This is a genomic window from Pseudomonas sp. H1_D05 (genome assembly GCF_054682705.1).
Window position 1 is genome coordinate 3,492,447 of the sequence record NZ_CP162825.1, and the last position, 18,661, is coordinate 3,511,107.

Below are 18,661 nucleotides of genomic sequence, written 5' to 3' on the forward strand. Positions count from 1 at the left end.
GCACAAATTTATCGGGCGGGCGCCTCAGCCGGTTTCACCACCGCCGGCTTCAACACCAGCCACAACGCCAACGCAATCAACACCCCGCCATAAATGTGCGCCATCGACAACGGCTCATCCAGCAGCAACGCCCCCCACAGCACGCCGAATGGCGGAATCATGAAGGTCACGGTCATCGACTTCACCGGCCCGATCGAACTGAGCAGGCGGAAGTAAATGATGTAGGCAAACGCCGTGCAGCCAAGACCCAGGCCCAACAGCGACAGCCAGACATTCCAGCCGCCCCAACTGGCCGGCGGTGCGGTGATCACGCTATATCCAAACAGCGGCAACAGAAACAACGTCGCACCGAGCATGCTGCCCAGCGCCGACAGGCGACTGTCCAGACCACCAGCCTGATCCAGCCAGCGCCGTGCGAGGAAACCGGCAAAACCATAACAAGTGGTCGCCAGCAAACAGGCGAGGGCACCCATCAACAGTTGCAAGTCGAACGCCACCGGGCCGGCGCGGGTCAGCACGCCAACGCCGAACAAGCCGAGGAACACCCCGCCCAGTTTGGCTGCGGTGAGTTTTTCACTGAAGAACAACCCGCCAATCAGCACGCCCATGAGCGGCGTGGTGGCGTTGAAGATCGCCGAATAACCGGCCGGTAACACCTGGGCCGCGACCGAATACAGCGTCGCCGGAATCCCCGAGTTGATCACGCCCAGCAGCATCACGGTTTTCAGTTTGCCTTTGAAATCCCAGCGTACGCGCATCAGCCCGAGGATCACCAGCAGGCCAAGGGCCGCAATCGACACGCGAAAGAATCCGGTCGGGATCGTGCCGATCACCGGCGCAATAATGCGCATGAACAGAAAACTCGCGCCCCAGATGGCCGCCAGCGACAACATACGGAAAATATCGACAGGGCTCACGGCGGGTCTCCTTCCTTGATCGGGACGAGAGTGTTGCCGAGCGCCCTGCCGAAGGCAACCGCTAATCGGGCATGCAACTGTTCGTTCAGATCACAAAGCGTGTGACCAGGCCGTTCAAGTCGACGGCCAGACGCGACAGTTCCTGGCTTGCGGCCGAGGTCTGGGTGGCGCCAGCGGCGGTCTGGGTCGAGAGGTCGCGGATGGTCACCAGATTCTGATCGACCTCGCGAGCGACCAAGGCCTGTTGCTCGGCTGCACTGGCGATCACCAGATTGCGCTGGTTGATCTGCGAGATCGACGCGGTGATTTTCTCCAGCGCCTGGCCTGCGCTGTTGGCCCGACGCAACGTCTGGCCAGCCTGCTCGGCACTGCTCTGCAGCGCGCCCACGGTCGACCCCGTACCTTGCTGGATGCTGCTGATCATCAGCTCGATTTCTTCAGTGGAATTTTGCGTGCGTTGTGCCAGCGAGCGCACTTCATCGGCCACCACCGCGAAACCGCGCCCGGCTTCACCGGCGCGGGCCGCTTCGATCGCCGCATTGAGCGCCAGCAGGTTGGTCTGTCCGGCAATCCCGCGAATCACTTCCAGCACTTTGCTGATGTCCTGTGCCTGCGTGGCCAGGCCTTCAGCTTGTGCTGAGGCGCCCAGTACGGCGTCGACCAGTTCTTGAATCGAGCTGATGGTTTCGCTGACCTGCACATGACCGTGCTTGCTGTCCTCGTTCGACGCGGCAGACGCCTCGGCGCTGGACACCGCGTTGGCCGCGACTTCGTCCACCGCGGTGCTCATCTCGGTCACTGCGGTGGCGGCTTGTTCGATCTGATCGTTCTGCTGTTGCAGGCCGCGAGTGCTTTGCTCCATCACCGAACTCATTTCCTCGGCCGCGGAAGCCAACTGCTGCGCCGATTCGCTGATGCCGCGAATGGTCGAGCGCAGATTGCCCTGCATCTCGGCCAAGGCGTTGAGCAAATGCGCAGCCTCATCTTTACCGGTGCTGACGATCTCGCCGCTGAGGTCGCCGGCAGCAATGCGCCGCGCCACATTCAGGGCCTGATTGATCGGGGTGGTGATGCTGCGTGTCAGTTGCCAGGCCAGCAGCAGCGTGGCAATCAGGGCGACCACGATGATGGTCGCGACGATCCACAATGCCCGTTGGTACATCGCTGCGGCGGCATCTGCGGCGGCGTCGGCACCTTGCTGATTGAACGCGATCATCTGCTCGAGGGTTTTGTCGAGCAGCGTTCCCTGTGGTGCCAGTTCATTGTTAAGCCGCGTGTAGGCCTGTTCACTTTGCCCGGCGTCGATCTGGCCGATGATCTGTTCGAGAATGCTCATGTACTTGGCGGTGTTGGCATTCAAACCGTCGAGCATCAGCCGTTCTTCTTCGCTGGTGAGCAGGGCTTTGTGATCGGCGAGGCGCTTGAGCAGTTCTTCGCGCTGCGCCTTGATGAGGCCTTTGCTTCTGTCGCGCACAGCAGACTGGGTGCTGGTGATCAGGCGCAAGGATTCAAGACGGATGCTGGCGATGTTCGCCGCCGCGTCATGGATGCTCTCGATGCTCGGCATCCACGATTCTTCAATCACTGTTGCACTCTCGCGCAGGGTTTTCATCTGGCCCAGACCGAACAGGCCGACCACCACCAGCAGACCGGCCAAAACGGCAAAGCTCAAACTGGCGCGCAAACCTATGCGCAGATTCCGGATAGACATCAGTGTGCTCCTTGATCTTTGAGGGGGGGGAGGTCGTCCTCGTCAGCGAGGATCTTGTTATGAAGGGGGGAATGGTGGGCTATATATCAAAGTGCCACTATTTTGGTAAGACCAATCTGGAAGCGTTGCCGTCGGTAAGCGCATTTGCAGTAAAGCCACGAGCTAGACGCGTTTGATCAGTATTGGATCCGAAGCCCAGAGAATTCGCGGCCTGGCGCAGGGCGGCCAGAAGGACCATCAAGGTGATTAACTGACCGAACGGTCGATTAAAAAAACTTTGCTAAAAACTGTGTCGCTGTACAACCCTGACGCGGATTTGGCAGAAATTGCACTTCACGCGCACACGCTTGCGTGGCTAAGCTCAGGCACAGATTTCCCCACGCACGCCGAGGTCTTATCTATGCCGCAGCAATGGCCAGCCACCGATATCGCCCGCATGATCCTCGATGGCTTTGACGATTACCGCGAGCATTTCCGGCGAATCACCGACGGCGCCCGGGAGCGCTTCGAGCAGGCGCGCTGGCAGGAGACGCAAACGGCGTCGGCGGCACGGATCAATCTCTACGAAGAAAAGGTCAGCGAAACCATCGCTCGCCTGCGCGAATACTTCGATGATGAAACGCTGATGAACGTCAGCTGCTGGCCGCTGGTGAAAAGTGCCTACATCAGCGTCATCGACCTGCGCTTCGATGATGAGTTGTCCGAGACCTGGTACAACTCGATTTTCTGCGGGCTGTTCAGCCACGACCTGATCAGCGACGGCTGCATGTTCATCCACACCACCCGCCCGAGCCTGCGCCGAGCCCGCGCCGCGCAAACCCGCACCTACAAACCGCAGGGGCAGTTGTCGGGGATGCTCGCGAGCATTTTTGCCGACTATCGCTTCAGCGAGGATTACGCCGATCTGCCGGGTGACCTGCGTCGCCTCGAAGCGCAACTGCGTGAGAACCTGCCGGACTGGGTGTGCAAGGATCCGGAGCTGAGCGTCGAGCTGTTTTCCTCGGTGTTGTACCGCAACAAGGGCGCCTATCTGGTTGGACGCATCTACACCCGCGACGAGCAATGGCCGCTGGTGATCCCGCTGTTGCATCGAGAGGGGCGCGGGATTCAGATCGACGCGTTGATCACCGACGAAGCCGATGTATCGATTATCTTCTCGTTCACCCGTTCGTATTTCATGGTCGATGTACCGGTGCCGGCGGAGTTCATCGGCTTCCTGCGGCGCATTCTGCCGGGCAAGCACATTGCCGAGCTGTACACCTCAATCGGCTTCTACAAGCACGGCAAGTCCGAGTTTTACCGCGCGCTGATCAATCACCTGGCCAACACCGATGATCAGTTCATCATGGCGCCGGGTGTGCGCGGCATGGTCATGAGCGTGTTTACGCTGCCGGGCTTCAACACCGTGTTCAAGATCATCAAGGACCGTTTCTCGCCGTCGAAAAACGTCGACCGCGCCACGGTGATCGAGAAGTACCGACTGGTGAAAAGCGTCGACCGGGTAGGGCGCATGGCTGATACCCAGGAGTTCGCCGATTTCCGTTTTCCGCTGAGCAAGTTTGATCCGGCGTGCCTGGAGGAGCTGCTGGAGGTGGCGCCGTCGACGGTGTCGGTCGAGGGCGACACGGTGTTGATCCGTCACTGCTGGACCGAGCGGCGGATGACCCCGCTCAACCTCTATCTGGAAAACGCCAACGATGCGCAGGTGCGTGAGGCGCTGGAGGATTACGGCTTGGCGATCAAGCAACTGGCGGCGGCGAACATCTTTCCCGGTGACATGCTGCTGAAGAACTTTGGCGTCACTCGCCACGGGCGCGTGGTGTTTTATGACTACGACGAAATCTGCTTCCTGACCGAAGCCAACTTCCGCCACATCCCGCAACCGCGCACACCGGAGGATGAAATGGCCTCGGAGCCGTGGTATTCGATCGGGCCGCTGGATGTCTTTCCCGAGGAGTTTCCGCCGTTTCTGTTTGCCGATTCGGGGCAGCGCAAGTTGTTCGATCAGTTGCATGGCGAGTTGTATAACGCCGATTACTGGAAGGGCTTGCAGGAGGCGATTCGGGCCGGGAAAGTCATTGATGTTTTCCCGTATCGGCGTAAAGGTCTCGATAACGAGTAGCTCTTTTAAAAAAACACCCTCACCCCAGCCCTCCCGAAACGTCGGACCGCCCGTAGGGAGAGGGGGCCGACCGAGGTGTCTTGCGCCAAACACCGACCTGAAAGAGCTTGGCGATTGTGGATTCGGTGATGCGCGTTCAGGTCGGCGAAGCTGGAAAAGTTGACTCGGTCGGTCCCCTCTCCCTTTGGGAGAGGGCTAGGGTGAGGGCAGCAATCCCCCTGACACGCCACAAATCCGCCAAATCTGCGACAATCCGCCCCCTGCATAAATAGACGACCGAATTGCCTACCCGATGACCGACGAATCGCCCTCCATCGACAAACTGCTGAAGAACCTCGATCACGCCATGCTCGCCGACCGTCACCGGCTGCGGCGGCAGTTGCTTGAGCTGCGCAAGAAACCCGACGAGGCCAAACTGGCCCAGTGGGTGACGCGCATGCAGGCGTCCTGTGATCAGGTGCTGGCACGGCGGGCCAGCCTGCCGGTGATTCGTTACGACGACAGTCTGCCGATTGCGGCCAAGCGCGACGAGATCAAGAAGGCGCTGGAAAAACACCAGGTGCTGATCATCGCCGGCGAAACCGGCTCGGGTAAAACCACCCAGTTGCCAAAAATCTGTCTGGAAATCGGTCGCGGCCAGCACGGTCTGATCGGCCACACCCAACCGCGTCGAATCGCTGCACGCAGCGTCGCCAGCCGGGTCGCCGAAGAACTCGCTACGCCACTTGGTGCGCTGGTCGGCTATCAGGTGCGTTTCGAGGATCAAAGCGATTCCAACACCCTGATCAAGCTGATGACCGACGGTATTCTGCTGGCGGAAACCCAGAACGATCGCTACCTCGAACGCTACGACACGATCATCGTCGACGAAGCCCACGAACGCAGCCTCAACATCGACTTCCTGCTCGGCTACCTGAAAACCCTGCTGCCGCGTCGCCCGGACCTGAAAGTCATCATCACTTCGGCGACCATCGATCTGGAGCGCTTCTCCAAGCACTTCGATGATGCGCCAATTGTCGAAGTCTCCGGCCGCACCTTCCCGGTGGACACCTGGTATCGCCCGCTGACCCTGGAGCAGGACGAAGAGGGCAACCGCGTCGAGGATGACCTGACGGTGGATCAAGCGATCCTCGCGACCCTTGACGAAATCGCTGCTTACGAGCGCAGCGAACGCCGCAGTCCGGGAGACGTGCTGGTATTCCTGCCCGGCGAGCGCGAGATTCGCGACGCTGCCGACATGCTGCGCAAGGCGCAACTGAAACACACGGAAATCCTGCCGCTGTACGCGCGCTTGTCGCCGGCCGAGCAGCAGCGGATTTTCCAGTCGCACCCGGGCCGTCGCGTGGTGCTGGCGACCAACGTCGCCGAGACCTCGTTGACTGTGCCGGGCATTCGTTACGTGATCGACAGCGGCACCGCGCGCATCAGCCGCTACAGCTACCGTGCCAAGGTCCAGCGTCTGCCGATCGAGGCGATTTCCCAGGCCAGCGCCAACCAGCGTAAAGGTCGTTGCGGTCGGGTTGAGCCGGGCATTTGTATTCGGCTGTACAGCGAAGAAGATTTTAACGGGCGCCCGGAATTCACCGATCCAGAGATTCTGCGCACCAACCTCGCTGCCGTGATTCTGCAGATGCTGCATCTACGTCTCGGCGAGATCACCGCGTTCCCGTTTATCGAGCCGCCGGATGGCAAGGCGATCAGCGACGGTTTCAACCTGCTACAAGAACTCTCGGCGGTTGACCGCAACAGTCAGCTGACCCCGCTCGGTCGCCAACTGGCGCGCCTGCCGGTCGACCCGCGCATGGGCCGTATGCTGCTTGAGGCAGCCAAGCTCGGCAGTTTGCAGGAAGTGCTGATCGTCGCCAGTGCGATGTCGATTCAAGACCCGCGCGAGCGGCCGCCGGAGCGTCAGCAAGCTGCCGATCAGGCCCACGCGCAATGGAAGGACACCGATTCGGACTTCGCCGGACTGGTCAATCTGTGGCGCGGTTTTGAAGAGCAGCGCCAGGCGCTGACCGCCAGCCCGTTGCGTAACTGGTGCCGCAAGAACTTCCTCAACTATCTGCGTCTGCGCGAGTGGCGCGACTCGCATCGGCAGTTGAGCCTGATCTGCCGCGACATGCAGCTGAGCCTCAACAAAGAGCCGGCGGATTACCCGAAACTGCACAAAGCGGTGCTGGTCGGCTTGCTCAGCCAGATCGGTCAGAAAACCGAGGATGGCGATTACCTCGGCGCGCGTCAGCGACGTTTCTGGATTCATCCGTCGTCGGGCATCGGCAAGAAGCGCCCGCAGTGGCTGATGACCGCCGAACTGGTGGAAACCACCAAGCTTTATGCACGCATGGTCGCCAAGATCGACGCCGACTGGATCGAGCCGCTGGCCGGGCACCTGATCAAGAAAAACCACTTCGAACCGCATTGGGAAAAGAAGCGCGGCCAGGTCGTGGCCTACGAGCAGATCACTCTGTTCGGGCTGATCGTGGTCGGCCGCCGGCCGGTGCATTACGGTCCGGTGGATCCCGTGGTTTCTCGCGAGTTGTTCATTCGCGAAGGCTTGGTGCGTGGCGAGATTCAATCGAAAGCCAAGTGCCTGACCGCCAACCAACAGTTGCTCGAACAGCTCGACGAACTGGAAGCCAAGGCCCGTCGTCGCGACATTCTCGCGGATGAAGAAACCCTGTACGCGTTCTACGACGCGCGGTTGCCGGCGGAGATTCACCAGACCGCGACCTTCGACAGTTGGTACCGCATCAACAGCCAGAAGAATCCGCAGTTGTTGATCATGCGCGAAGAAGACGTGCTGGCCCGCGAAGCCAGTGAAGTCACCGCGCGGGATTACCCGGACACGCTGCACATCGGCGATCTGGAACTGGCGCTGACTTATCACTTCGAGCCCAATCATCCGCGCGACGGCGTGACCCTGCGCGTGCCGGCCCCGCTGTTGCCGATGCTGCCACCGGAACGCCTGGAATGGCTGGTGCCGGGGCTGATCGAGGCCAAGTGCATCGCCCTTGTGCGCAACCTGCCGAAGGCCTTGCGCAAGAACTTCGTGCCGGTGCCGGACTTCATCAAAGCCGCGCTGCAACGCATGACCTTTGCCGAGGGTTCGTTGCCGCAAGCGCTCGGTCGCGAACTGCTGCGCATGACTGGCGCGCGGGTCAGTGACGAGGCGTGGGCCGAAGCCGAGCAAGGCGTCGAGGGACATCTGCGGATGAACCTGGAAATTGTCGACGGCCAAGGCAAATTCCTCGGCGAAGGTCGCGATCTGGCCGAGCTGACCGCACGGTTTGCCGAAGCCAGTCAGGCCGCGCTGGCGGTGCCGCAGAGTGCGAAAAGTCAGCAACCGGTGGAGGCCAAGGTCTTCGCGCCGGTCGCGGAGAAGACTCAGCAGAAGATCGCCGGGCTGTCGATGACGGTATATCCGGCGCTGGTTGAAGAGGGCGGCACGGTCAAGGAAGGGCGCTTCTCGACCCCGGCCGAGGCCGAATTCCAGCATCGTCGCGCCTTGCAGCGGTTATTGATGCAGCAACTGGCGGAGCCGGCCAAGTTCCTGCGTGGCAAGTTGCCGGGGCAGACTGAGCTGGGCTTGCTCTATCGCGAGTTGGGCCGGGTTGATGCGCTGGTTGAAGATATTCTGCTGGCGAGCCTCGACAGCTGCATTCTCGAAGGCGAAGACCCGCTGCCCCGCGACGGCGCCGGTTTGGCGGCACTGGCCGAGCGCAAACGCGGCAACTGGACTGAACACGCCGAACGCGTGGCGCGCCTGACGCTGGAAATTCTCAAGCTGTGGCACGGCCTGCAAAAGCGCTTCAAGGGCAAGATCGATCTGGCCCAGGCCGTGGCGCTCAATGACATCAAGCAGCAAATCAACAATCTGGTGTATCCGGGTTTTGTCCGCGAAACGCCGATGCAGTGGCTTAAGGAGTTGCCGCGTTACCTGAAAGCGGTCGAGCAGCGCTTCGAAAAGCTCGGCGCGCAGGTGCAGAAGGATCGCGTCTGGAGCGGCGAACTCGCCGGCCTCTGGGGGCAATACCAGACTCGCGCGGCGAAACATGCCCAGGAAGGCAAACGCGATCCGCAGCTTGAGCTGTATCGCTGGTGGCTGGAGGAATACCGGGTCTCACTGTTCGCCCAGCAGTTGGGCACCAAGGTCCCGATTTCCGACAAACGCCTGAACAAGCAGTGGACCCAGGTCGAACCCTGACCTTGAGCCGCACGCAATCCCCTGTGGGAGCGAGCCTGCTCGCGAAAGCAGAGTGTCAGTCAACGCAATAGCGACTGATACGACGCAATCGCGAGCAGGCTCGCTCCCACATTGGGATTTGGGTTGTGCTTGAGAAAGGCGCCAAAACCCCGCGTTTATGGCAAACTTCGCGACCATAAACGCCGGTTTCGCGACCCAGAGCCTTCGCCCGGTTCGCGCGACGGAATAAAGCGATGCCAGGTTTGCGTCCCCCGGATGGGAATAGACCCTTTGTGTGTTGGTACGACGGTTCCAGCACTTTCTGCCTGAACAGATTAGAGAAACGACCATGCATAACGTCGTCATCAGCGGCACCGGCCTGTACACCCCGGCCAACAGCATCTCCAATGAAGAGCTGGTGCAGTCTTTCAACGCCTACGTCGCCCAGTTCAACGCCGACAACGCCGAGGCCATTGCCCGCGGCGAAGTCCAGGCCCTGACCGAATCCAGCGCCGCGTTCATCGAAAAAGCTTCAGGCATCAAGAGCCGCTTTGTCATGGACAAGGACGGCATCCTCGATCCGCAACGCATGGCCCCGCGTCTGCCGGAGCGTTCCAACGACGAATGGTCGGTGCTTTGCCAGATGGCTATCGGCGCTGCCGAACAGGCCCTGCAACGTGCCGGCAAAACTGCTGCCGACATCGACGGCGTGATCGTTGCCTGTTCCAACCTGCAGCGCGCCTACCCGGCCATCGCCATCGAAGTCCAGGAAGCCCTGGGCATTCAGGGTTTCGGTTTCGACATGAACGTGGCCTGCTCCTCGGCGACTTTCGGCATCCAGGCCGCCGCCAACAGCGTGCAACTGGGCCAGGCCCGGGCGATCCTGATGGTCAACCCGGAAGTCTGCACCGGTCACCTGAACTTCCGTGACCGCGACAGCCACTTCATCTTCGGCGATGCGGCGACTGCAGTGATCATCGAGCGCGCTGAGACCGCGACGTCCAAACACCAGTTCGATGTGGTCAGCACCAAGCTGCTGACCAAGTTCTCCAACAACATCCGCAACAACTTCGGTTTCCTCAACCGCGCGGCGGAAGAGGGCATTGGTGCCCGCGACAAACTGTTCGTGCAGGAAGGCCGCAAGGTGTTCAAGGATGTCTGCCCGATGGTTGCCGAGCTGATCGGCGAACATCTGCAAGAGAACCAGCTCAACGTCGGCGACGTGAAGCGCTTCTGGCTGCACCAGGCCAACCTGAGCATGAATCACCTGATCGTGCGCAAGTTGCTGGGTCGCGAAGCCACTGAAGAAGAAGCCCCGGTGATTCTCGACACCTACGCCAATACCAGCTCTGCGGGTTCGGTGATTGCGTTCCACAAGTATCAGGATGATCTGGCTGCCGGTTCGCTGGCGGTGTTGAGTTCGTTCGGTGCAGGCTATTCGATCGGTAGCGTGATTCTGCGCAAGCGTTGAAAATCGGTTTAATTTCCACCTGATCGCGCCGACCTTTCCTACATCCGAATCGGCTCAAACGCTGTAATTTTTCGGAAATGGCGGCAGGTGAAGACCTGCCGCTATCATTTTCGGAATCGGCACAAGGAGATTTTTGGATGGCGGCTGACGACACCCAACTGCTTGCGCGCCTGCTGGCGGGTGAGCAAAAGGCTTTCAAGGAACTGGTGACGACGTATCAGAGCGCCATGCGCGCCGTGGCGTATGCGATTGTCGGCCAGCGCCATGTCGAAGAAGTGGTGCAGGATGCCTGGCTATCGGTGGTGCGCCACATCGCCAGCTTCGAAGGCCGCTCCAGTCTCAAGACCTGGCTGTTGACCATCACGGCCAACTCGGCCAAAAGCCGTTATAAACAAAATCGCCGGGAAGTGTTGATGGATGATCTGCCGTCACCTCATGGCACGATCGACGATGACCGCTTTTCTCCCGGTGACGGCCATTGGCTGGTTGCCCCGTTCGCCTGGCATCAGGACACCCCGGAAGCCTTGCTGACCGAAGGTGAATTGCGTGACTGTCTGGAGCACACCCTGCTGAACCTGTCGGAACTGCAAAGCAGCGTTTTGTTGTTGCGCGAACGCCAAGGGCTGGAGCTGGAGGAGATCTGTAATCTTCTGGAGATCTCGCTCTCCAATGTCCGTGTGCTGCTGCATCGTGCGCGGCTGAAAGTCTTCGCGACCGTGGAGCATTTTGAGGAGACAGGGGAATGCTGACCTGTAAGGAACAAGTGGCGCGCTCCAGCGATTATCTCGATGGCCAATTGAGCTTTCGTGAAAAACTGATGGTGCGCCATCACCTGATGTTTTGCCCGAACTGTCGGCGTTTCATTCGTCAGATGCGTTTGATGCAAGCGACCTTGAAGGCGATGCCGGAGAAACCGGAAGAGGGTGTGGACGCGCTGGCTGAGCGTCTGGCTACGCAGAGGCGGGACGATAGCCCGTAAAAACACAGCCCGGTGCAGCGCCAGCGAACGGATGATGGGGATCGCTGTAACTGCACCGGGCTGCAGGAAAATCAGCTTCGATCGGCAAATCGCAAGGGGAGCCGTGACTTGCGGCTTGTCGCTCGAAGCTTGTAGCTGTTTTCTTAGAACTTGGCTTCCGCGTCCAGCTGCAAGGTGTTGGCGTCAGCGTCACGCTGAGTACGGCTGGCGAAATCGGCCTTGGTCAGGAAGTAGGTAGCGCCAATGGCGAAGTTCTTGTCGATGTCGTAACCGACCTTGAACTTGTGGCCACGGGAACCGGTGGTGCCGTTGGCGAAGTCGGAGTCGGTGAAAGCGCCGACTACGGCGTTGCGCTGCACGTCACGATAGTTGTAATCGAGGTTCAGGCCGAAGACTTTCGACTTGGCACCCAACAGCCACGCGGTGTCCTGATCGGTCACGGCATCGTTGTTCTTCACGTACTGACCGTAGAACGACAGTGGCATTGGCAGACCGCCGATGTCGACCTGGCTGAAGCCTTCATACAGACGGAATTCGTTGTTGGCCGAGTTGCCGTTGACCGCCAGTGCGCACGGTGTGGACGTGCCGGTGCAGCGGCTGTCTTCGTCGTTCTGGTAGGCATAGACACTACCGCCCAGAGTCACTTTCAAGTTGTCAGTGATGTTGAAGCGGCTACCCAACTGGCCGGCGGTCAGACGCAGGTCGTGACGGAATTGCACGCCATCGCCGTCAACGTTGTCCTTGAGGTTGTAGTTACCCAGGCTGCCGAACAGTTCGGCGCTGCTGCCCAACGGGTATTTGTAGGTAACGGCCAGACCTTCCGGGTTGATGTCGCTATCCCAGATCACGTCGCCCATGCTGACCCACGGCTGGAGCATCTTGCCGCCGATGATGTGCAGGTTCTTGATCTGGTCAGGGTGGTAGTCGATGTAGCCCAGATCCAGCCAGATCTGCTTCTTGTCGAAGTAGTTGTCCTGGTCCTGGTTGGTCGAACGGGCATCATCGCCGCCGCCGGTGGCGATACGGATACCGGTGTCGACTTGCGGGTTGATTTCGGTGTAGGCACCCAGACGGGCGCGGATGCGCTGACGGTCCTTGTCGCGGCCACCGTTGTTCGGTTCGCCGTCGATCTTGATGGTCTCCTGACGGATACGCACATCGCCCTTGAATTGGGTCTTGGCTGCCCAGGCGAGTTTCTGGTCGAAGACGCTTTGTTCGTTGGTTTTCTTCGCAACAGCGGCGACTTGTTCGTTGGTCTCTTGCTGCGCCTGCTGCGCGATTTGCTGAGCCTTCTGATCCTTGGCCAGTTCAGTTTGCAGTTCGATGTACTGCGCCTGGGAAATGGAACCGTTAGCCTTGAGCATGTCGAGCAGTTTGGCGTCGACTGCAGCACTGGCCGGAACACTCATGGCCAGCAACAAGCCACCGCACAGGGCCGCCGCAGTTTTCGTGGAAGCAAGACGCATAGCAATCTCCGAAGATGAGAGGGGATGGCACAACCATCCGGGGCACAACCGACGATTCGAGCGTCGGAAAACAGTGTCCGGGTAGAACCCGGCGCTCTAAAAACAGGCGCCAGTATCGCGATGGTTTATGACAGAGCAGTGGCACAGTGATGGCAGGTTGATGACGATATCGATTTGTCCTGAACTATTGATCTAGAGCGCTGTCGGCCGATTGCGGGTGTGCAATGCCACGCAATCGGCGATACTCGCCGGGCGCTGAAGTCTTGTTGTGGAGAGCTGTCGATGCCGTTGCAATGCCTGCAAAACCTGTCGCAAATCGCTCCGGCAACCTGGGATGCGCTGGTGCCTGAAAGCCAGCCATTTCTGCGCCACGCTTTTCTCAGTGCACTGGAAGACAGTGGCAGCGTTGGCCCTCACACCGGCTGGCAACCTGAGCATTTGCTGCATATTGAAGATGATCGACTGATCGCCGCACTGCCCAGTTATCGCAAGTGGCATTCCTACGGCGAGTACGTGTTCGATCATGGCTGGGCCGACGCCTGCGCCCGCGCCGGCATCGATTACTACCCCAAGCTGTTGAGCGCCGTGCCGTTCAGCCCGGTCAGCGGCCCGCGCTTGTTGGCGGCCAATGTCGAAGACGGTTTCGAGCTGCTCAAGAGCCTGCCCGGTTACCTGGAAATCGAAGGGCTTTCCAGCGCGCACATCAACTTCACGGATCCTTTCACCGACGCTGCAATGGCCGAGCAACCAGGCTGGCTGCAACGTATTGGCTGTCAATATCACTGGCAGAATCGCGGGTATCGCGACTTTCAGGATTTCCTCGACGTACTCAGTTCGCGCAAGCGCAAACAGATGCGCAAGGAACGCGAGCAAGTGGCGGGGCAGGGGTTTGAATTTGAATGGCTGGAGGGGCGCGAGCTGGACGAGGCGCAGTGGGATTTTGTCTACGCTTGTTACGCCAACACCTATGCGGTGCGGCGCCAGACGCCGTATCTGACGAGGGAGTTTTTCAGTCTGCTGGCCGAACGCATGCCCGAGGCGATTCGCGTGGTACTGGCCAAACAAGGCTCACGGCCGGTGGCGATGGCCTTCAGTCTGGTCGGTGGCGACAGTTTCTACGGGCGCTATTGGGGCTGTCTGGCAGAGTTTGATCGACTGCACTTTGAGACCTGTTTTTATCAGGGCATGGATTACGCGATCGCGCAGGGTTATCAGCGTTTCGATGCTGGCGCTCAGGGCGAGCACAAGTTGATTCGTGGCTTCGAGCCGGTGATCACCCATTCATGGCATTACTTGCGTCATCCGGGGTTGGAAGCGGCGGTTAAGGATTTCCTGAAACAGGAACGCGCCGGCGTCCTCGCTTATGCCGAAGAAGCGAAAACCGCGTTGCCTTATCGCCAAACCTAGATCCCTTGTGGGAGCGAGCTTGCTCGCGAAAGCGGTGTTGCAGTGACATGGATATCAGCTGACACACCGCCTTCGCGAGCAAGCTCGCTCCCACATTTGTTTTGTGTATGCCTTGGCTACTCTTCTTTGCCCAACCAGCGATAGATCCCGCCACCGACCACCGCGCCAATCAACGGTGCGACCCAGAACATCCATAACTGCGCAATTGCCCAGCCGCCGACCATCAGTGCCGGTCCCGTGCTACGGGCCGGGTTCACCGAGGTGTTGGTGACGGGAATCGAGATCAGGTGAATCAGCGTCAGGCCCAGGCCGATGGCGATCGGTGCCAGCCCCGGTGGTGCGCGTCTATCGGTCGCGCCCAGAATGATGATCACGAACATCGCCGTCATCACCAGCTCGGTCACAAACCCTGCCGCCATGGAATACTTCCCCGGCGAATGCTCACCATAACCATTGGAAGCGAGGCCTGCAGCGATATCGAAACCCTCCTTGCCGCTGGCGATATGCGCGATCAGCGCCGCCGCGAGAATCGCGCCAAGCACCTGCGCGATGATGTAGGCGGGCAACTCTTTGGCCGGAAACCGACCGCCGACGAACAGACCGACCGACACGGCCGGGTTTAGGTGACATCCGCTGATGTGACCGATGGCGAATGCCATGGTCAGCACCGTCAGACCAAACGCCAGGGCCACCCCCAGCACCCCGATTCCCAACGGTGAAGACGCGGCGATCACCGCGCTGCCGCAACCACCCAATACTAACCAGAACGTACCCAACAACTCAGTGACTGAACGTTTGAACAGAGACATGAGAGGCGTCCTTGATAGCCCTGCTATCGAGACTGCATCGAGTTGTGCATCCCTGCAGATTTACGACAGGTTTCGTACCGAAACCTTGGCTGAGTACAGCAGGCTTTCTGCGGATTTCCAGCAGCCACAAAAAAACCGCCAGCGCCCTTGGTTTGCGGGCTGTGGCGGCCTTGTGAGCTGTTGCATGTCCATTGTGGGAGCGAGCTTGCTCGCGAAAGCGGTGGATCAGCAACGCAAGTGGCGACTGATACGACGCTTTCGCGAGCAAGCTCGCTCCCACAGGGAAGTCCAGTGCATCAATCTATGCCGACAAACCCTCCGGTCTGGTGCGCCCAAAGTCGTGCATACAGACCGCGATGGGCCAACAGCTCGGCATGGGTGCCGCTCTCGGCAATCTTGCCGTTCTCCAGCACCACCAGCCGATCCATACGGGCAATGGTCGAGAGTCGGTGCGCAATCGCGATGACAGTTTTGCCCTGCATCAGGGTTTCCAGGCTTTCCTGGATCGCCGCCTCGACTTCCGAATCCAGTGCCGAGGTCGCTTCGTCCATGATCAGGATCGGCGCGTCCTTGAGCAGCACTCGCGCAATCGCAATGCGCTGACGCTGACCACCGGACAGTTTCACCCCGCGTTCACCCACATGCGCATCGAAGCCTGTGCGCCCTTCGGCGTCCGACAGCAGCGGAATGAACTCATCGGCGCGCGCTTTGTGCACCGCGTCCCATAACTCGGCATCGGTCGCATCCGGTTTGCCGTACAGCAAGTTGTCGCGGATCGAACGGTGTAGCAGCGAGGTGTCCTGGGTGATCATGCCGATCCGTGCACGCAGGCTTTCCTGACCGACTTCGGCGATGTTCTGGCCATCAATCAGAATCCGCCCACCCTCGACGTCGTACAGGCGCAGCAATAGATTGACCAGCGTCGATTTGCCGGCGCCGGACGGCCCGATCAAACCGATTTTCTCACCCGGTTTGATGTTCAGATTGAGATCGCCGATGATCCCGCGCTTCTTGCCGTAGTGAAAATCCACGTGCTCGAAACGCACTTCGCCACGGGCCACTTCCAGCGGTTTGGCTTGCTCGTGATCGGTGACGCTGACCGGTTGCGAAATGGTCTGTAAGCCGTCCTGGACCATGCCGATGTTTTCGAAAATGCCGGTGACCACCCACATGATCCAGCCGGACATGTTGACGATGCGAATCACCAGACCGGTTGCCAGGGCAATCGCCCCGACAGTGATCAGCGATTGCGTCCACAGCCACAAGGCCAGGCCTGTGGTGCCGACGATCAACAGGCCGTTCATGGTGGTAATGGCGATGTCCATGCTGGTCACAACGCGGCCCGCCAGTTGGGCTTTTTCGGTTTGTTCTTCGATTGCTTCGCGGGCGTATTGCTGCTCGTAATTGGTATGGGCGAACAACTTCAGGGTGGCGATATTGGTGTAACCATCGACGATCCGCCCCATCAGTTTGGAGCGTGCATCGGAGGACACCACCGAGCGCTCCTTGACCCGCGGCACGAAGTAACAGAGCGCGCCAATGTAAGCGGCGATCCACGTCAGCAACGGAATCATCAGGCGCCAGTCCGCCTCGGCGAACAGCACCAGCGAGCTGATCGCGTAGATCAGCACATGCCACAACGCATCCACTGCTTGCACCGCAGAGTCACGTAGCGAGTTGCCCGTCTGCATGATGCGTTGGGCGATACGACCAGCGAAGTCATTCTGGAAAAAGTTAAGGCTCTGCTTGAGCACGTAGCTGTGGTTCTGCCAGCGGATCATGCTGGTCATGCTCGGGCTCAGGGTCTGGTGCACCAGCAGGTCGTGCAGGCCGACAAAGACCGGGCGCAAGATCAGCGCGACCACGGCCATCCAGGCCAATTCCAGGCCATGCTCCTGAAAGAAATTCGGATTCGGTGCACCTTGGGCGAGGTCAATGATGCGACTGAGGTAGCTAAACAACGCCACTTCGATCAAGGCGCCGAACAGTCCGACGGTGAGCAGGGCGGCAAAACTCGGCCAGACCTGCTTCAGGTAATAGGTGTAGAAGGGCAGCACGCGATCCGGCGGGGATGCCGTGGGGGCGTCGCGGAACACGTCGATCAGTTGTTCGAAACGGCGATAGAGCATCAGATAACCGCCCGGGGAACGGGCTCTCCTTTTATCGGTGTGAGCGGCGCGCGGGATCAGGCCAGCGCCGCTCGATACGCCCTGTACAGCTTAGTCGATGACTTTGGCCGACTTGATGAAGACAGGGTCGGAAGGCACATTTTGCATGCCTTGTTTGGTGGTGGTCGGCGAGTTGACGATGATGTCAACGACGTCCATACCTTTGACCACTTTGCCGAATACTGCGTAGCCATCGCCCTGGTCGAGGAAGTCGTTGTCCTTGACGTTGATGAAGAACTGGCTGGTCGCCGAATCAGGTACGGAAGTGCGAGCCATGGACAAGGTGCCACGAACGTTAGCCAGACCGTTTTTGTGTTCGTTCTTGATTGGAGCCTTGGTTTCTTTCTGCTGCATCTGTTGAGTGAAACCACCGCCCTGGACCATAAAGCCCGGGATCACACGGTGGAAAATCGTGTTGTTGTAGAAGCCGCTGTTGACGTAATCGAGAAAGTTCTTGGTGCTGATCGGTGCCTTGACCGGATCCAGTTCGATTTCGATCTGGCCGTTGGTGGTGTCCAGCAGCACGTGCGGTGCCTTGGCTGGCGTGGCAGCCATCAGGTTGGCGGCAAACAGCACAGTACCAGCGGCGAGGGCGAGTTTTTTCAACATGGGTCAGTGATCCTGAGATTGAATATCGGCTGCGGCGAGAAACTCCAGCAGCGTTTGATTGAAACGTTCGGGTTGATCGAGCGGGGTGGCGTGGCGCGAATCGGCGATCACCACCAGCCGCGCATTCGGCAGCAGTTTTACATAGGTTTCTTTCAGTGCCACCGGTGTGTAGTCACGGTCGGCGCTGATGACGAGCGTTGGACAGGACACTCGGGAAAGTCGTTCCTGAACGCCCCAGCCAACAATCGCATCGAAGCTGGCGAGATAAGCACGTTTGTCGTTTTTTGCCCAGCGTTCGGCCATTTTCTGTCGCAGATCCGCCTGTTCCGGTTTCGGAAAAAGTTTACCGCCGAGGGCTTTGCCGATGGTCGCGAGGCTCAGCAGTCGCATCAGGCTCCAGCGTTTGAACCACTGCCAGTAGTCGTCGCGGCTGCGGATTTTGACCTCGGGCGCACTGTTGACGATGGTCAGGCTCTTGAGCATTTGCGGATGATCGACGCCGAACTGGAAGCCGATCATGCCGCCCATCGACAGCCCGACGTAATGCACCGGGCCGAGGTTCAAGTGCTCGATCAACGCCAGCAGGTCGTTGCTGAAACCGGCGATGCTGTAGCGCTCGCGCGGTTTGTCCGAACGCCCGTGGCCCCGAACATCCGGGACGATCACCCGATAGTGCGCGGCCAGCGCCGGGATCTGCATTTCCCAATCCAGCGTGCTCGAACCGAGCCCGTGAACCAGCAGCAACGGCGTACCGTGGCCATATTCCTCGTAGTGCAGGTTGCAACCTTCATGTTCGAACCAGGCCATCGGTGAACTCCG

General features: G+C 59.7%; 13 protein-coding genes. 6 read left to right on the plus strand and 7 right to left on the minus strand.

Translation table 11 applies throughout. The annotated features are described in order from the left end of the window. Nucleotides 1-8: 8 nt before the first annotated feature. Both AB4O11_RS15765 and AB4O11_RS15770 read right to left on the minus strand, forming a co-directional pair. Nucleotides 9-917: a DMT family transporter gene (locus AB4O11_RS15765; RefSeq protein ID WP_093438149.1), complete on the minus strand. Its 909-nt coding sequence runs from the start codon at nt 915-917 to the stop codon at nt 9-11. Nucleotides 918-1,002: 85 nt separating this feature from the next. Then, a complete protein-coding gene (locus AB4O11_RS15770) occupies nt 1,003-2,628 on the minus strand; it encodes a methyl-accepting chemotaxis protein (protein WP_460098052.1) in 1,626 nt (541 codons plus the stop codon). Between the two features lie 400 nt (nt 2,629-3,028). Here AB4O11_RS15770 and aceK point away from each other — a divergent pair, with 400 nt between their 5' ends. The 5 genes from aceK to AB4O11_RS15795 all read left to right on the plus strand — a co-directional run bounded on the left by aceK (nt 3,029) and on the right by AB4O11_RS15795 (nt 11,383). Continuing rightward, nucleotides 3,029-4,750: a bifunctional isocitrate dehydrogenase kinase/phosphatase gene (aceK, locus tag AB4O11_RS15775; RefSeq protein WP_099758286.1), complete on the plus strand. Its 1,722-nt coding sequence runs from the start codon at nt 3,029-3,031 to the stop codon at nt 4,748-4,750. A 292-nt stretch (nt 4,751-5,042) separates the two neighbouring features. Further along, nucleotides 5,043-8,954, plus strand: a complete 3,912-nt coding sequence (gene hrpA / locus AB4O11_RS15780) for an ATP-dependent RNA helicase HrpA (protein ID WP_460127423.1) — start codon at nt 5,043-5,045, stop codon at nt 8,952-8,954. Between the two features lie 328 nt (nt 8,955-9,282). Next, nucleotides 9,283-10,404: a beta-ketoacyl-ACP synthase III gene (locus tag AB4O11_RS15785; protein WP_093438130.1), complete on the plus strand. Its 1,122-nt coding sequence runs from the start codon at nt 9,283-9,285 to the stop codon at nt 10,402-10,404. Between the two features lie 137 nt (nt 10,405-10,541). Further along, nucleotides 10,542-11,153 carry an RNA polymerase sigma factor gene (locus AB4O11_RS15790; RefSeq protein WP_093438125.1) on the plus strand — a complete coding sequence of 204 codons (612 nt, stop codon included), beginning with the start codon at nt 10,542-10,544 and terminating at the stop codon, nt 11,151-11,153. Then, nucleotides 11,147-11,383, plus strand: coding sequence for an anti-sigma factor family protein (locus AB4O11_RS15795; RefSeq protein ID WP_093438121.1), 237 nt, complete (start codon nt 11,147-11,149; stop codon nt 11,381-11,383). The genes AB4O11_RS15790 and AB4O11_RS15795 overlap by 7 nt, the downstream gene beginning before the upstream one ends. 143 nt (nt 11,384-11,526) lie before the next feature. Here AB4O11_RS15795 and AB4O11_RS15800 read toward each other — a convergent pair whose 3' ends face one another. Further along, complete coding sequence (locus AB4O11_RS15800; RefSeq protein WP_007914428.1) at nt 11,527-12,849, minus strand: putative porin; 1,323 nt, start codon at nt 12,847-12,849, stop codon at nt 11,527-11,529. Between the two features lie 282 nt (nt 12,850-13,131). On the opposite strand from AB4O11_RS15800, the gene AB4O11_RS15805 reads away from it, so the two are divergent. Continuing rightward, nucleotides 13,132-14,256 (plus strand): GNAT family N-acetyltransferase, encoded by a 1,125-nt coding sequence (locus tag AB4O11_RS15805; protein WP_460127426.1) that lies wholly within the window; start codon nt 13,132-13,134, stop codon nt 14,254-14,256. A 116-nt stretch (nt 14,257-14,372) separates the two neighbouring features. Here AB4O11_RS15805 and aqpZ read toward each other — a convergent pair whose 3' ends face one another. The 4 genes from aqpZ to AB4O11_RS15825 form a co-directional block, all read right to left on the minus strand. Then, the gene (aqpZ, locus tag AB4O11_RS15810) at nt 14,373-15,065 is read right to left on the minus strand and encodes an aquaporin Z (protein WP_093438113.1); all 693 of its coding nucleotides are present in this window, start codon (nt 15,063-15,065) and stop codon (nt 14,373-14,375) included. A gap of 296 nt (nt 15,066-15,361) precedes the next feature. Further along, complete coding sequence (locus AB4O11_RS15815) at nt 15,362-17,194, minus strand: ABC transporter ATP-binding protein (RefSeq protein ID WP_093438109.1); 1,833 nt, start codon at nt 17,192-17,194, stop codon at nt 15,362-15,364. A 90-nt stretch (nt 17,195-17,284) separates the two neighbouring features. Then, nucleotides 17,285-17,842, minus strand: coding sequence for a peptidylprolyl isomerase (locus AB4O11_RS15820; protein WP_034153204.1), 558 nt, complete (start codon nt 17,840-17,842; stop codon nt 17,285-17,287). Between the two features lie 3 nt (nt 17,843-17,845). Beyond that, the gene (locus AB4O11_RS15825; protein WP_460127428.1) at nt 17,846-18,649 is read right to left on the minus strand and encodes an alpha/beta fold hydrolase; all 804 of its coding nucleotides are present in this window, start codon (nt 18,647-18,649) and stop codon (nt 17,846-17,848) included. Between the last annotated feature and the right edge of the window lie 12 nt (nt 18,650-18,661).